This is a genomic window from Sphingomonas sp. 10B4 (assembly GCF_035019905.1).
GTDB lineage: Bacteria > Pseudomonadota > Alphaproteobacteria > Sphingomonadales > Sphingomonadaceae > Sphingomonas > Sphingomonas glacialis.
In genome coordinates, this window is the sequence record NZ_JASJVC010000022.1 from 1 (window position 1) to 14,551 (window position 14,551).

Annotated in this window: 14 protein-coding genes; 4 read left to right on the plus strand and 10 right to left on the minus strand. The window is 66.8% G+C overall.

Going from position 1 to position 14,551, the window contains the following annotated elements; all coding sequences use genetic code 11:
- A partial coding sequence (locus QN347_RS08740; RefSeq protein WP_323494014.1) for a transposase occupies positions 1-325 on the plus strand: 325 nt, incomplete at its 5' end.
- Positions 326-868: 543 nt separating this feature from the next.
- Here the strand turns inward: QN347_RS08740 and QN347_RS08745 are convergent.
- Both QN347_RS08745 and QN347_RS08750 read right to left on the minus strand, forming a co-directional pair.
- The gene (locus tag QN347_RS08745) at positions 869-1,249 is read right to left on the minus strand and encodes a hypothetical protein (RefSeq protein ID WP_189676717.1); all 381 of its coding nucleotides are present in this window, start codon (positions 1,247-1,249) and stop codon (positions 869-871) included.
- 116 nt (positions 1,250-1,365) lie between these two features.
- Complete coding sequence (locus QN347_RS08750) at positions 1,366-3,225, minus strand: ABC-F family ATP-binding cassette domain-containing protein (RefSeq protein ID WP_322159892.1); 1,860 nt, start codon at positions 3,223-3,225, stop codon at positions 1,366-1,368.
- 79 nt (positions 3,226-3,304) lie between these two features.
- Between QN347_RS08750 and QN347_RS08755 the strand changes: the two genes are divergently transcribed.
- On the plus strand, positions 3,305-3,772 hold the full coding sequence (locus QN347_RS08755) for a GreA/GreB family elongation factor (RefSeq protein WP_322159890.1): 468 nt from the start codon (positions 3,305-3,307) through the stop codon (positions 3,770-3,772).
- A 155-nt stretch (positions 3,773-3,927) separates the two neighbouring features.
- Here QN347_RS08755 and QN347_RS08760 read toward each other — a convergent pair whose 3' ends face one another.
- Entirely contained in the window at positions 3,928-5,190 is a 1,263-nt protein-coding gene (locus QN347_RS08760; protein WP_322164098.1) for a cyclopropane-fatty-acyl-phospholipid synthase family protein, read from the minus strand.
- Positions 5,191-5,547: 357 nt separating this feature from the next.
- Here QN347_RS08760 and QN347_RS08765 point away from each other — a divergent pair, with 357 nt between their 5' ends.
- Positions 5,548-6,264, plus strand: a complete 717-nt coding sequence (locus QN347_RS08765) for a hypothetical protein (protein ID WP_322159888.1) — start codon at positions 5,548-5,550, stop codon at positions 6,262-6,264.
- A gap of 76 nt (positions 6,265-6,340) precedes the next feature.
- Here the strand turns inward: QN347_RS08765 and QN347_RS08770 are convergent, their stop codons facing one another.
- From QN347_RS08770 to QN347_RS08790, 5 genes are all read right to left on the minus strand, one after another.
- Entirely contained in the window at positions 6,341-7,651 is a 1,311-nt protein-coding gene (locus tag QN347_RS08770) for a sensor histidine kinase (RefSeq protein ID WP_206365680.1), read from the minus strand.
- A 44-nt stretch (positions 7,652-7,695) separates the two neighbouring features.
- The gene (locus QN347_RS08775) at positions 7,696-8,415 is read right to left on the minus strand and encodes a response regulator (protein WP_133186967.1); all 720 of its coding nucleotides are present in this window, start codon (positions 8,413-8,415) and stop codon (positions 7,696-7,698) included.
- A gap of 99 nt (positions 8,416-8,514) precedes the next feature.
- Positions 8,515-8,991 carry an EF-hand domain-containing protein gene (locus QN347_RS08780; RefSeq protein ID WP_322159885.1) on the minus strand — a complete coding sequence of 159 codons (477 nt, stop codon included), beginning with the start codon at positions 8,989-8,991 and terminating at the stop codon, positions 8,515-8,517.
- Between the two features lie 307 nt (positions 8,992-9,298).
- Positions 9,299-10,075 carry a thioesterase family protein gene (locus QN347_RS08785; RefSeq protein WP_133186973.1) on the minus strand — a complete coding sequence of 259 codons (777 nt, stop codon included), beginning with the start codon at positions 10,073-10,075 and terminating at the stop codon, positions 9,299-9,301.
- Positions 10,072-11,598, minus strand: coding sequence for a class I adenylate-forming enzyme family protein (locus QN347_RS08790; protein ID WP_322159883.1), 1,527 nt, complete (start codon positions 11,596-11,598; stop codon positions 10,072-10,074). Before QN347_RS08790 ends, QN347_RS08785 begins: the two co-directional genes overlap by 4 nt.
- Before the next feature lie 99 nt (positions 11,599-11,697).
- Between QN347_RS08790 and QN347_RS08795 the strand changes: the two genes are divergently transcribed.
- Positions 11,698-12,312, plus strand: a complete 615-nt coding sequence (locus tag QN347_RS08795; protein ID WP_322159881.1) for a glutathione S-transferase family protein — start codon at positions 11,698-11,700, stop codon at positions 12,310-12,312.
- A gap of 36 nt (positions 12,313-12,348) precedes the next feature.
- Here QN347_RS08795 and QN347_RS08800 read toward each other — a convergent pair whose 3' ends face one another.
- A complete protein-coding gene (locus QN347_RS08800) occupies positions 12,349-13,044 on the minus strand; it encodes a glutathione binding-like protein (protein WP_322159880.1) in 696 nt (231 codons plus the stop codon).
- A 41-nt stretch (positions 13,045-13,085) separates the two neighbouring features.
- On the minus strand, positions 13,086-14,312 hold the full coding sequence (locus QN347_RS08805) for an MFS transporter (protein WP_322159878.1): 1,227 nt from the start codon (positions 14,310-14,312) through the stop codon (positions 13,086-13,088).
- Positions 14,313-14,551: the final 239 nt, after the last annotated feature.

Here is a 14,551-nt window from a genome sequence, read left to right on the forward strand (position 1 = left end):
GGCGATCCATGTGATCCTCGACAATTACGCCGCTCACAAGCACCCCAAGGTTCGCGAGTGGCTCGAGCGCCACCCGCGCTTCACCTTCCACTTCACGCCAACGTCCTGTTCTTGGCTCAATGCCGTCGAGGGCTTCTTCGCCAGGCTGACCAACCGTCGACTCAAACGCGGCGTGTTTCATTCGCTCGTTGACCTTCAGGCCGCCATCAACCGCTTCCTGGTCGAGCACAACGAAAGCTCAAAGCCGTTCGTCTGGACCGCCGACCCCGATAAAATCATCGCCGCGGTCAGACGCGGGCACCAAGTGTTAGATTCGGACCACTAGGTCTGATACCGATGGCGGCTCTTCTGCGATCGCCGCCGTAAGCCGGTCGTCGGTTCCCGGCCAGTCTTGCACTATCCGCCCCTAGCCTCGGCAAACGCCTGGACGTCTGTTTTTGTCCAAAGCCGTCATTAGGTGATCGCATTGGAAATGGCGACTAAGTCCCAGCTCCAGACCTTCGCAGGGCGTGGCAGCGAGCCGAAACGAACGGCGGGTTTTAGGGACGCCCATGAGCGCGTTGAATGTCGACAATTGAGGCGCAAAGCGGTCGTGCTAAATATACCGTCAATCGAACCAGCTTGGAAAGACAGATCGCACGGGCCAAGGCGCTTCGGCCGAACCCGCCTGTTCCAATGGCGCGAAACTCCTAACCAGATTATGCGATCGAGAACCGATCAATTTAGACGCGGACTTACACAAATCCTTGCACATGTTGAACGCGACTAGAAAATAGTTCAATATTATCAGTGATATAAACGAGGCGCGCCCCACTCAAAATCCCGTTCCTTAATCGGAGTGTCGGTTCGAGCCCGACCGCCCGCACCATCAGAACAAGGCGCGCCCGGTCTGCGCTGCGGTGGAACGTCCGAGATCGACGACGTGCGCTGCGGTGATTTCGGGCTGGTCGAAGCTCTGGCTCTCCCATTGCGAAACGATGCGTTCGACTTCGGCCGGGGTGCGCTTGCGCTTGGCGAGCGCAAAGTCGATCCACGCGCATCCCGGATTGTAATCGACCAGGCCATCCTCGAGCACGGCATCGCCGAGCACGATCGCCACCGCATCCGCCACACTGTGGCCGCCAGCGACGAGGCTCAGCGCCGAGAGGCTCTGATCGTCGGACCAATCGCGCGTGCTGGCGCCGCTGCGTGCTGCGATATCGAGCCGGGCTGCGATGAGCCGCGCGCGCAGTGGTGGCGAGAGTTTCATAGGTGGTGCCTCCCCGAACATGATCTACGTCAATCGATAGACGACACGACAGGAGGATTCCCGCCTTTCGCAGGCAGGATCGTTATCATTCCGTAAAGAAAGGTAAACAAGCCAGGTTAAGCGGCTGCCATCTCCAGCGACTCGCTGATCTCGAACCAAGCCGCTTCGGCAGTGTCGAGCTTTTTCGAAATCTGCGCGTGTTGCTTGACCAGATCGGCGGGGGACAGTCGCGCGAGCCAGGCTTCGGCGGTGCTCGGATCGAGCATCGCGCGGTCGATCGCATCGCGCTGCTTGGTCAGCTTGGCGACGAGCGCCTCGGCCTCGTGCGCCTTCTTCTGCAGCGCGACCGCGGCGGCGCTCAGTTGCGGCTTGTCGTCCTTCTTGGCGGCCTTGGTCTTGGCACCTTCGCCGCCGCCGTCGCCCGAGAGCACGAAGGCGATATAGTCCTCCATGCTGCCGGCATATTCCTTCGCTGTGCCGTTATCGACCAGCACGAGCCGGTCGGCGGTGAGCTCGACCATGTGGCGATCGTGGCTGACGAGGATGACCGCGCCGTCATAGGCGTTGAGCGCCTGGACCAGCGCTTCGCGCGCATCGACGTCGAGATGGTTGGTCGGCTCGTCGAGGATCAGCATGTGCGGCGCTTCGCGCGTGATGAGCGCGAGCGCGAGCCGCGCGCGTTCGCCGCCCGACAGCTTGCCGACCTTCTGCGTCGCCTTGACGCCCGAGAAGCCGAAGCGGCCGAGCTGCGCGCGCACCGCGCCGGGAGTCTTGCCCGACATCATCCGCGTCATGTGCTCGAGCGGGGTGTCGTCGCCGTCGAGTTCCTCGACCTGATACTGCGTGAAATAGCCGACGCGCATCTTGCCGCTGGCGTTCATCGCGCCGTCCATCGTCGGGAGCTGCGCCGCGAGCAGGCGCGCGAGCGTGGTCTTGCCGTTGCCGTTGCGTCCCAACAGCGCGACGCGGTCGTCGGGATCGAGCCGCAGGTTGAGCCGCTGGAGGATCGGCTTTTCCGCGTAACCGACCGCCGCCATGTCGAGCGTGATCAACGGCGGGCGGAGTTCCTCTGGCGACGGGAATTCGAACGACAGCGTCGGATCCTCGGCCATCGAGGCGATCGGCTGCATCTTGGCGAGCATCTTCTGGCGGCTCTGCGCCTGCTTGGCGGTCGAGGCGCGGGCCGAGTTCTTGGCGATATATTCGCTGAGCTTTGCCCTTTGCGTATCCTGCGCGGCCTTGGCGGCGGCGAGCTGCGCGACGCGTTCGGCGCGCTGGCGCTCGAAGCTGTCGTAACCGCCGGTGTAGAGATGGACCTTGCCGCCCTCGAGATGGAGGATCGTGTCGACCACATTGTTGAGCAGATCGCGCTCGTGGCTGATGACGACCATCATCGCCGGGTAGGATTTGAGGAAGTTCTCGAGCCACAGCGTCGCTTCGAGATCGAGATGGTTCGAGGGCTCGTCGAGCAGCAACAGGTCTGGTTCGGAGAAGAGCAAGGCGGCAAGCGCGACGCGCATCTTCCAGCCGCCCGAATAGGAATCGAGCGGGCGGCCCTGCATTTCCTCGTCGAAACCGAGCCCCACGAGGATGCGCGCGGCGCGGGCAGGGGCGGTGTAGGCGTCGATTGCGGTCAGGCGCTCGTAGATCACGCCCATGCGGTCGGGATCCTGGCAGGTCTCGGCTTCTTCCAGCAGCGACGCGCGCTCGGTATCGGCGGCGAGCACGGCCTCGACCGGGGTGGTCGTGCCCGAGGGGGCTTCCTGCGCGATATAGCCGATGCGCGTGCCGCGCGGCATCTCGATCTCGCCGAGATCGGGCTCGAGCTGGCCGATCATGACCTTCATGAGCGTCGACTTGCCGGCGCCGTTGCGCCCGATCAGCCCGACGCGGCTCTTGGGCGGCAGCGCCGCGCTCGCACCGTCGAGGATCGCGCGCCCACCGAGGCGCACCGTGATACCATTGATATTCAGCATCGGCGGCCCATAGCAGATTGTTGCGTTGCACCCAAGTGTCCGCCACGACGTTGTGCAACAAAGCCTGTGGAGAGCCTGAATGAGCGTCGCCTTCCGCCGCGAGAGCGACGAAGAACATCTGGAACCCAAGTTCGAACGGCCGATCGCGCCGGGACCGAACCTGGTGACGCCGCGCGGGTTGGCGCTGATCGGGGCGAAAGTCGTCGAGCTCGAGGCGGCGGTGGCGGACGCGGCGACGGAGGATCGCGATGCGGTGCTGCGCGAGCTGCGCTATTGGCACACGCGCCAGACGACCGCCGAGGAGGTCGCGGCGCCCGCAGAGGGTGAGGTCGGCATTGGAAGCCGCGTGACCTATCGGCTGAACGGCGTCGAGCGCAGCGTCGAGATCGTCGGCGGCGACGAAGCCGATCCGGCGGCGGGCAAGATCGGCTATCAGGCCCCGCTCGCGCGTGCGCTGATCGGTGCGGAGGTCGGCGAGCGGGTCGATTTCGCGGGGAAGGACGAGGCGATCGAGGTGATTGCTGTCGCGGTGACTGGCGTAGCCTAGTCGGCGGACGCGAGCCTTTCGCGCAGTCCATACCCGTCACCCCGGGCTTGTCCCGGGGTCCACCATGGGGCGTGAAATGCCGGGGCCATGGGTGCATCCCGGTGGACCCCGGGACAAGCCCGGGGTGACGGCGGAGGGGGCGTGTGGTCTCCCGATCAGCGCAAAACTGGCTCCGGGGCCTTCACCTCACCCGCCTGCAAGCCTGCCTCAGCCTCCGCCATATACCCCCGCGTCAGCGGCAGCGCGCGGCGGTCGCGGATCAGTTGCACCTGATAGTTGCACATCACGCCATGCTTGAACGCCGCCATCGCGCCGGCGAGGTAGAACACCCACATCCGGTAGAAGCGCGCGTCGAACATCGCCTCGATCTTGTCGCGGTTGGCGACGGCGCGATCATACCAGTGGCGGATCGTCAGCGCGTAATGGACGCGCAGCGTCTCGACATCGGCCGCGATCAGCCGGACCGATTCGCTCGCGCCGACGATTTCCGACAGCGCCGGATTGTAGCCGCCGGGGAAGATATATTTCGCGGTGAACGGATCGGTCTGGCCCGGGCCGCCCATCCGCCCGATCGTATGGAGCAGCATCACGCCGTTCTCCTCGAGCAGCGCGCGGCATTTGTGGAAGAAGGTGCGGTAATTGGGCACGCCGACATGCTCGAACATGCCGACCGAGACGATCCGGTCGAAGCGCCCGGTCAGCTCGCGATAGTCGATCAGCTCGAACTTCACGCGGTCGGCGACGCCGGCTTCCTCGGCGCGGCGGCGGGCGGTCTTGAGCTGTTCTTCGGACAGCGTGATGCCGAGAACGTCGACGTCGGCGACGCGGTTGAGATACAGCGCCATCCCGCCCCAGCCGCAGCCGATATCGAGCACGCGCTGGCCGGGCCGCAACTGCAGCTTGGCGGCGATATGCGCCTTCTTGTCGAGCTGCGCCTGTTCGAGCGTGTTATCCTCGTCGGTAAAATAGGCGCAGCTATATTGCCGGTCGGCGTCGAGGAAGAGATCGTAGAGCCGGTCGCCGATATCGTAATGATGCGCGACGTTCTGCTTCGATTTGCCGATGCGATTGAGCTGGCGCAGTCGCGCGGTGCTTGCCGCCCAGGCGAGCTTGACCGGGTTCTTGGTGCCGATCGTGCTGCGGCCGTCTTCCCAGCGGCCGTTGCCGCGGATCAGGTCGATCATCCCGGCAATGTCGTCGTTATCGACGAGCAGCCGCCCGTCCATCCAGGCGAGCGCCGCGCCGAGCCGCGGATGGCGCGCGATATAGGTCGCGACGTTCTTGTCGGCGAAGCGCAGCGTGACGGGGCGGAACGCGGGATCGGGCGTGCCGTAGTGATAACGCGTGCCATCGGCATCGATGATCGTCAGTTCGCCGCGCTTGACGAGATTTTTCGCGAACCGGTCGAACAGCCACATCGCACACACGCTCCACACTTGAACACCCTGTCGCGTGCCGTCTCGCGTTGCCCAAGACTGGACGCAACGAGGAGAGATCAGGCGCAAGGTCGTGAGTGCCCACCGTGCCCGGCTCGCCCCGCAGGCGCAAGTCGCCAAGGACGATCGGATCCCTTTTGCTCGAGCGTGCAGTCAGGTCGGCGGCCTCAGTCGTGGAAAACGGCACCGCCTGCGTAACGATCACAGTATCGCGTTGGACAAGCTTTGCTAACCTAAATCAATTACGTAATTTATCAGTATGTTTGCCGAAGCTATAGCCTGCCAGTGCCGAAACGTCGCCGTGCGACTCACAGAATTTAACAAGGACCTGGAGCCATCATGAAGACGAATACATTGGGGGTCGTGGTGGCAACAGCGTGCTTGGTACTGATCGCGCAACCGGCCTTTGCGCAGGCAGGCCCAGTACAGGAAATGACGACGCATTCGACAGGAGAGACCAAAAGCGGGCGCTTCCGGATCGGCTTGACCGCCGGCACGCTCGGGATCGGTCCCGAGATCGGCTATCGCGCCAATCGCACGATCGGCGTGCGCGCGAATGCGACGTTCCTGTCGTTCAGCCACAGCGTCAAATCGAACAATGTCCGCTATGACGGCAAGGCCAATTTGAAGTCGGGCGGCGTGATGCTCGATCTGCATCCCTTCGGCGGCGGTTTCTTCCTGTCTGCCGGCGCACGGATCAACGGCAATGCCGGCCGCCTGCGCGCCACGCCGCAGAGCACCACGCCGATCGGCGCGATCGCCTACACCCCGGCGCAGATCGGCACGATCAGCGGGCGCGCAGAGGTGAAGAACGTCGCGCCGCAGTTGACGCTTGGCTATGGCGGCGGCCTGCACCGTGGCCTGAGCGTCAATGTCGAGGCGGGTGCGCTGTTCCAGGGTGCGGTCCGCGTGCGCGATTACAGCTCGAACGGGACGCTCGCCAACGACCCGCGCTTCATCGCCGAACTCGAGAAGGAACGGCTCAACACCCAGCGCAAGGTCGACGACTATAAGGTCTATCCGATCCTCCAGATCGGGTTGAAGTACCGCTTCTGACGGTCCGCGCCGGAGTAACCTGATCGCGAGAGCAGCCCGCCGGAGCGATACATCATCGCTTCGGCAGGAACGCTGATCACCGCGCGAGCGTGATCCGGGCGACCAGCCCGCCGCCGTCGCGATTGGCGAGCGTGATGTCGCCGCCGGCATCGCGCACGATCGTCCGGGCGAGCGCGAGACCGAGGCCGATGCCCCCGGTCGCCTTGTTGCGCGACGTCTCGAGCCGCGTGAACGCTTCGAACACGTCGCCGAGGCGGTCGGCGGGAATGCCGGGGCCACGGTCGCACACCAGGATTGCGACCGACTGCGCGCTCGCGGTGACGCTGACTTCGACCGCGCCGGCATATTTCAGCGCATTCTCGATCAGGTTGCGCAGCGCGCGGCGCATCAGGCCGGGGCGCAGCCGCATTCGGATGCGCTCGCTTTCCTCGAACACGACCTCGTGGCCGATCTCGCGGAAATCCTCGACGACGGCATCGACCAAAGCCGCGAGATCGACTTCGGTCGGCGGCTCGCTCGGGCGGCCGAGCCGCGCGAGCGACAGGATGTCGTCGAGCATGCGGTTCATCTCGGCGATCGTCTCGGCCATTCTGGCGCGATCGGCATCGTCATCGACCGATTCGACGCGGACGCGCAGCGAGGCGAGCGGCGTGCGGAGATCATGCCCGATCGCGCCGAGCATCCGGTCCTTCTCGTCGAGCATCGCGGTGACGCGCAAGCGCAGCGCGTTGAACGCCGCGATCACGTCGCGCACGTCCTGCGGCCCGGCGGCGGGGACGGGGTCGGCCGTGGCACCCGGCTGGAAGCTGCGCGCTGCCTCGGCAAGCCCGCGCAACGGCCGCGAGATCCGCCGCCCGGCCCACAGCAACGGCACCAGCACGACGATGTAGAGGATCGCGGTCTGCGCCATCAGCCGCCAGAAGATATCCGAATCGTCGCGCGTCCACGGAAGGTTGAGCACGAACCATTGTCCGCCCGGTCGCTCGACCGCGACTTGCAGCTCGGCGCCGCCGCGCAGCAGACGCTCGACCCGCTGTGCGCTGACATAGCGCAGCCGCGGATCGTTGCGCTGGATCGGCAGGACTTGCGTCTGGATGCGTGAAGCTTTGACCCCGGCTTCGGCAAGCGCGGCGCGAAGCGCGGTTTCGACTTCGGCGACATGCTCGCCGCCGGGCTGGATCGGCGAGCGCGGCGCGAGATGGATCCGGCTCCAGCCCGAACCGCCGCCGACGCGCCGCCCCGCGGCGATCCGCTCGTCGGCATCGATGATCCGCGTGACCACCGGGCCGGTCGCCTGGTCGAGCCGCGCGCGGCGGCGGTCCTGCAGCGCGAGCGTGAAATTGATCGCCTGCGCGACGAACAGCGCGATCGCGATGAGCAACGCCATTTGCCCCGAGAGGCTGCGCGGGATCGCCCGCAGGCGCGTGATCCTCAAAGGCGCGTCACTTCGGCGGCGAGCGTGTAGCCGCCACCCCACACCGTCTTGATCAGCTCGGGCGCCTTGGCGTCGGCCTCGATCTTGCGCCGCAGCCGGCTGATCTGGTTGTCGATCGCACGGTCGAACGCGGCGGCCTCGCGGCCTTGCGTCAAATCGAGCAACTGGTCGCGCGTCAGCACCTGGCGCGGGCGCGTGACGAGCGCGTGGAGGAGGTTGTACTCGCCGGTCGAGAGCGGCACCGACACGCCCTCGCGGTCGACCAGCGTGCGCTCGCCCGATTTGAGCACCCAGCCGGCAAAGGCGAACGATCCGCTTTCGGGCGCATGCTGGCGCGTTCCGCCCGCCGCCGCCCGCCGCAGGATCACCTTGACGCGCGCCGCCAGCTCGCGCGGCGAGAACGGCTTCACGACATAATCGTCGGCGCCCATTTCGAGCCCGACGATACGGTCGGTCTCTTCGGTCCGCGCGGTGAGCAGGATCACGGGCACTTCGCCGCTCTCGCGGATGTGGCGCGTGAGCGACAGGCCGTCTTCGCCGGGCATCATGATGTCGAGGATGACGAGGTCGATCGCATAGGCCGTCATCCGCGCGCGCGCGCCCTCGGCGTCGCCGGCTTGAGTCACGCGGAAACCCTGCCGCGTCAGATATTGCGCGAGCGGTTCACGGATCGAGCGTTCGTCGTCGACGAGCAACAGATGCGGCGTGTCTCCCATCGGTTCGCTGCTTAGCATGGTGTCGCGCTCTTGAAAGGGGATGCCGGGCGAGCAGGGGGGGGCTCGCCCGGCGTCCGGGCCAAGGGGAAAAGGCCCGGATCAGTTGCCCGGCGCGGCTGGCGCGGGGGAAGGGGGCGCCGGTGGCGGCGCGATCGCGTCGGCGGGATCGGCGCGGCCGCCGGGACCGCCGGGGCGCATCGCGCGCGCGCGGTCCATCCAGGCGGTGAGCTCCTCGCGCGAGATCTGGCCGTCCTTGTTGGCATCGATCCGGTTGAAGCGCGTGTCGGCCTGCGCGAGGAACTCGGCGCGCGAGATCTTGCCGTCGCCGTCGGTGTCGCCGCGCGTCATCATGCGGGCGCCCGGGCCCTGCATTTCGTCGGTGGTGAGGAAGCCGTCCTTGTTGGCATCCATCGCGGTGAAGCGCGTGGTCGCCTCGGCGGTGGCCTCGGCGCGCGAGATCAGTCCGTCGCCATTGCTGTCGGCGGTACGGAACATGCCGCCGCCGCCTTGTGCCACGGCAGCGGCGGTGGCGAGCGCGGCGACCGTCGTCGCGACGAAGAAGCGCGTGAGGGACATGGCGGTAAACTCCTGTGCTGGCTGGGCGGGGCGCCGTTCCTTGACGCCGGTTATGCGCGGCGATCTGTCGCGTCGCTGTGCCGGAAGGTGCGGCAAAGTGTCGCAATTTGTCGCAACGCTTCTCCCCTCCCTGAAAGAGCGTTGGGTGAACAGTGCCCCGCACTGTTCAGGTCGTGCCGGGGGCACGACCAACCCAACGCTGGGCCGGGGGTGGGTCGGCCCGTGGAGAGGTCGACGCCAGCATTAGGCCGACCCACCCCCAACCCCTCCCTTCCAGGGAGGGGAGGAGAAGGCGGCGCGGCGCGCCCTATCCGAAGATCGCGACGCTCTGCATGCCTTGCGCGATCGGTACGCCGTCGGCGTTCCACAGCATCATCGTCTGGCTCGAGCCGCCGTTGACCGCATGCTGCGACTCTGCCGAAAGCAGCCACCAGCCGTCGGTCGTGGCGGGCGTCGGCGTGAGCAGATTGACGATCCACGTCACCGAACTCAGCGGCACGAACTCCTTGCCGAACAGCTTGAACGCCGCGGGCGGGAGCGCGTCGGCGAGCGCGAGCACCTCGACCATCGGGTCGATCCCCGCATAATCGCGCAGCCGCGCCCAGCGCAGCCATTCGGCCTCGCCCGGCGCTTCGGCCTTGAGATCGAGGAAGTTGAAGTTGCCGGTGAAGAATTCGTCGGGGCCGGTATAGAGTTTCGCATCCGCTGCAGGCGGCGGCAGTGTGGCGGCGAGCCCGCCGCTGAGCGCGACGCGCGACGGCTGCTCGGCCATGAACACGAACACGGCGCGATAGCCGAGCCCGGCGTCGGAGACGATATCGGCCTGGATGAAGGCAGCGGTGCGGCCGCGGCGCAGCTTGGTCGCGGTGACGCGCACGTCGCCCGACAGCGGGCCGATGAACGACACTTGCGCCGAGCGGAGCGGCGGCAGATCGGGCTCGATCCCCTGCGCGGCGTGGAGCGCGAGTGCGCTCGACAGGCCGCCATAGGCGGTGCGGCCCTGCAGCCAGTCGCTCGGGATCTGCGCGCGGAAGCCGCCCTCGATCGGCGTCGCGGCGGCGAGGATCTCGCGGATCGGGGTCATGCTGCGGTCTCCGCCAGACGATCGCGCAAGTCGCGCTTGAGCACCTTGCCGATCGCACTGCGCGGCAGCTCGTCGATCGCGTGGAGCGCCGACAGCCGCTGTGTCTTGCCGAGCTGGGCGTTGGTCCAGTCGAGGATCTCCGTGATGCTCGCATCGACTCCGGTATGCGGTACGTAGAAGCCGACCGGCGTCTCGCCCCACGCCTCGGACGGAACGCCGACCACGCTGCAATCGGCGACCGCGGGATGCGTACGCAGCACCGCCTCGAGGTCGGTCGGATAGATGTTGAAGCCGCCCGAGATGATCAGGTCCTTCTTGCGGTCGAGCAAGGTGAGGAAGCCGTCGGCGTCGAAGCGCCCGACATCGCCGTGGCGGATGTAGCGGTTGCCCTCGGCGTCGTACCATTCGGCGGCGGCGGTGGCATCGCTGCGGCCGTGATAGCCCGTCATCATCGCCGGCGAGCGCCCGACGACTTCGCCCATCTCGCCTTGCGGCACTTCGTTGCCGTCGTCGTCGATCAGGCGGATGTCATGGCCCTCGATCGGGCGACCGACGGTGTGGAGCTTGTCGGGAAAGCCGTTCGCGACGAGCAGGCACGTCCCGCCGCCCTCGGTCATGCCGTAATATTCGACGAGCAACCCGGGCCAGCGTGCGAGGATGTCAGCCTTCAGCGCGGCGGAGAAGGGCGCCGAGGTGCAGGTCTTGAAGCGGAAGCTCGCGAGGTCGAAGGTGTCGAAATCGGGGAGCGCCATCAGCCGCTGATATTGGACCGGCACGAGCATGGTGTGCGTCGCGCGGTGGCGCTCGGCGAGCGTGAGATAGCCGCGCGCGTCGAACTTCTTCATCAACACGACGGTGCCGCCCCAGCCGAGCGTCGGTAGGAAGCTGACGAGCGTGGTGTTCGAATAGAGTGGCGTCGCGATCATCGTCACCGCGTTCGCGAAGCCCGCGGCTTCGTTGCGACTGATATGCGCCCAGCGCATCGCGTGGCTTTGGACGATGCCCTTCGGCGTGCCGGTGGTGCCCGACGAATAGATGATGTTGAAGCCGTCTTCGGGCCGGATCGTGACGGGCGCGGGGCGCGCGCCTTCGGGCGCGAGCCAGCTGCCGAGCGATTTGAGGCGGACGAGCTTGCCGGGGATGTGCTGTCCGGCGAGCGCGGTCGCGGCGTCGGCATCGACGAAGGTGATCGGCGCGGCGCAATCGGCGATCATCGCGACGATGCTTTCGGGCGTGCCCGACGGCGCGAGCGGCGTTGCGAGGCAGCCGGCGCGGAGCGCGCCGAGGAACACCGCGGCATAATCGATGCTCGCCGAGGCGACAATCGCGACCGCCTGGCCCTGCGCCACGCCGTCACGCTGGAGCGCCGCGGCAATGCGGTCCATCAGCGCGTCGAGGCTGGCATAGTCGAGCTCACCGTCGGCCTCGGCGAGTGCGACCTTGTCGCCTTGCTCGGCCGCGTGCGCGCGGATCAGGTCGGGCAGCGCGGCGAAGTCGCCGGCAAGCATCTCGGCAGCGGTCATCGTGTCTCTTTTTGCAAGTCCATGGCTTCGATTCGCTAGTCTAGCTGAAGGAAAAACGCCATACGCGATCTTCGAAAAGAGATTTGGGGGGATGCCATCATGCTGTTCTACGAGGCTGCCAACCCAGCGCCCAATCCGCGGCGCGTGCGGATCTATCTTGCCGAAAAGGGCTTGAGCGTGCCGAGCACGACGCTGTCGATCCGCGACATGGAGCATAAGGGCGCGGCGTTCCTCAAGGTCAATCCGCTCGGGCAGATCCCTGCGCTGGAGCTCGACGACGGCAGCGTGATCACCGAGAGCATCGCGATCTGTCGCTACTTCGAATGTCTTCATCCCGAGCCCGCCCTGTTCGGCCAAGGCGCGCGCGGCGCGGCTGCGGTCGAGCAAGCGCTGCGGCGCGTCGAATTGCGGATAGGGTCGCCGTTGACGCAGGTGTGGCTGCACACCCACCCCTTCACCGCGCGCGTCGTCAAGCCGCAATTCCCCGATTATGGCGAGACGCAGCGGCCGCGCGTGCTCGAGGCGATGCGCGAGTTCGATACAGCGCTGACCGGACGCGAATGGCTCGACGGAGCGGACTATTCGATCGCGGATATCGTGCTGCTGACGACGATCGATTTCGCGGGGTTCGTGGGGATCGCGGTGCCCGAGGAACTGGGCGCGTTGCGCGACTGGCATGCCCGGGCGAGTGCCCGCCCGAGCGCCAGCGCGTAAGGCTTGCGGTCCCCCCGGCTCATGGTCCGGGGGGGCTTATCCGAGCACCTTGGCCGTCTGCCCGAACAGCACTTTCTTCGCTTCCTCGGTCATCGGCTTGTTCTCGCTGATCGCGGCGCCCTTGGCATAAGCGGTGACGGTCGCGGGCCGCGCGGCGATCGCGTCGAACCAGCGCTTGAGATTGGGCGTGTCCTCGAGCGTCTGGCCCTGGCGCTCGTACGGCACGATCCACGGGTAGCAGGCCATGTCGGCGATCGAATATTCACCTGTGATGAAGTCGCGGCCCGCGAGCCGCCGGTCGAGCACACCGTACAGCCGGTTGGTCTCGTTGACGTAGCGGTCGATCGCGTAGGGGATCTTCTCGGGCGCGTAGCCGCTGAAATGGTGGTTCTGGCCGAGCATGGGTCCGAGGCCACCCATCTGCCACATCAGCCACTGCACCGTCTCGGTGCGGCTGCGCAGGTCGGTGCCGATGAATTTGCCGTATTTGTCGGCGAGGTAGAGCAGGATCGCGCCCGATTCGAAGATCGCGATCGGCGCGCCACCACCGGCGGGATCATGGTCGACGATCGCGGGCATGCGGTTGTTGGGGGCGATCTTGAGGAAATCGGGCTGGAACTGCGCGCCCGCGCCGATGTTGACCGGCACGATGCGATATTCGACCCCGGCTTCCTCGAGGAACAGCGTGATCTTGTGGCCGTTCGGGGTGGGCCAATAATGCAGGTCGATCATGCGCTTGCTCCTGTGGTGTCGCGCCTCAGATGGGAGAGCCGTTACGCGTCCGCAACTGCCGCGGTCGCAGCCGGCGCACGGTTGGACACTTTCCACGCGACGACGCCGAGCGCGCTTGCCGCAAGCGCGGCGGCGAGCAGGAAGGCGGCGCCGGGAAAGCCGTGCTCGACCCCGGCGGCGAGAGTCTGCGTCATCAGCAGCGGACTGACGATCGCGGCGACGCTGCCCAGACTCGCGAGCCCGCCCTGCAACGCGCCCTGCCGATCGGGGCCCGCCATTCGCGACAGCAGGCCGTTGATCGCCGGCCCGATAAAGCCCGACAGCGCGGCGAGCAGCATGATCGCATAGGCCTGCCATCCCGCGGTGATGAAGGCGAAGGCGAGGAAACCGCTCGCCCCTGTCGCGAGGCCGATCACGAGCGCGCGCCGGTCGCCGATCCGCCCGATCACCGGCGCGACGAGCAGGCCCTGCACCAGCGCCATCACCAGCCCGACATAGGCAAGGCTCAGCCCGATCGCGGTGGGGCTCCAGGCGAAGCGGATCGTCGCCCAGAACGCCCAGGTCGCGGGGTAGACCATGTGCGCGAGCTGCCACAGGACGCAGACGATCAGCAGCGGGACCGCGCTGCGATCCTCGAACAACGGCTTGAACGCGCCGACGATATGCGCGTCGCGCCAGCGGAACGGGCGGCGATGCTCGCGCGCGAGCGACTCGGGCATCGCAAACGCCATTGCCGCGGCGTTGGCGAAGGCGAGCATCGCGGCGGCGATGAACGGTGCGCGCGGCCCGAGCCCGGCGATCAGCCCGCCGAGCGCGGGGCCGATCACGAAGCCGATGCCGAACGCCGCACTGACATAGCCGAACGCCGCGCTGCGCTTTTCGGGTGGGGTGACGTCGGCGATCACCGACGACGCCGGGCCATAGACCGCGCCCGCCACCCCCGCGATCGCGCGGCCGAGGAACAGCCAGGCGAGCGTCGGGGCGAGCGCCATCAGCGCATAGTCGGCACCGAACGCCAGCATCGAGGCGATCAGCACCGGGCGGCGGCCGAACCGGTCGCTCAGATTGCCGAGCACCGGCCCCGCGACGAACTGCGCGAGCGCGAACGCGACGAGCATATAGCCTGCGATGCGGGTGGCATCGTCGATCCCGACGCGACCGAGCCGGGTGATCAGCGCCGGTAGCACTGGGAGCACGATGCCGAAGCCGATCGTGTCGATCAGCACGGCAGCGAGCACGATCGGCACGGCTCGGTTGGCGAACGGCATCGGATGGGCCCCCTTTGGTGAGAGCTTACCGCGATTTGGAGCAGGGTAAACACCGCTTCTCGCGTCGGCCGTCGTCGCTTTAGCCCTCTCCCGCTTGCGGGAGAGGGTTGGGTGAGGGTCTTCTTCTGCCTGCGTGCCTCCGGGGGCGAAAAAGAAGGACCCGCGCCGACTGCGACTAGGGCCACGCTGAAGGAGCGCGACCCAAGTCTGCGTTGCCTATCCCGCTTGCGGGAGAGGAT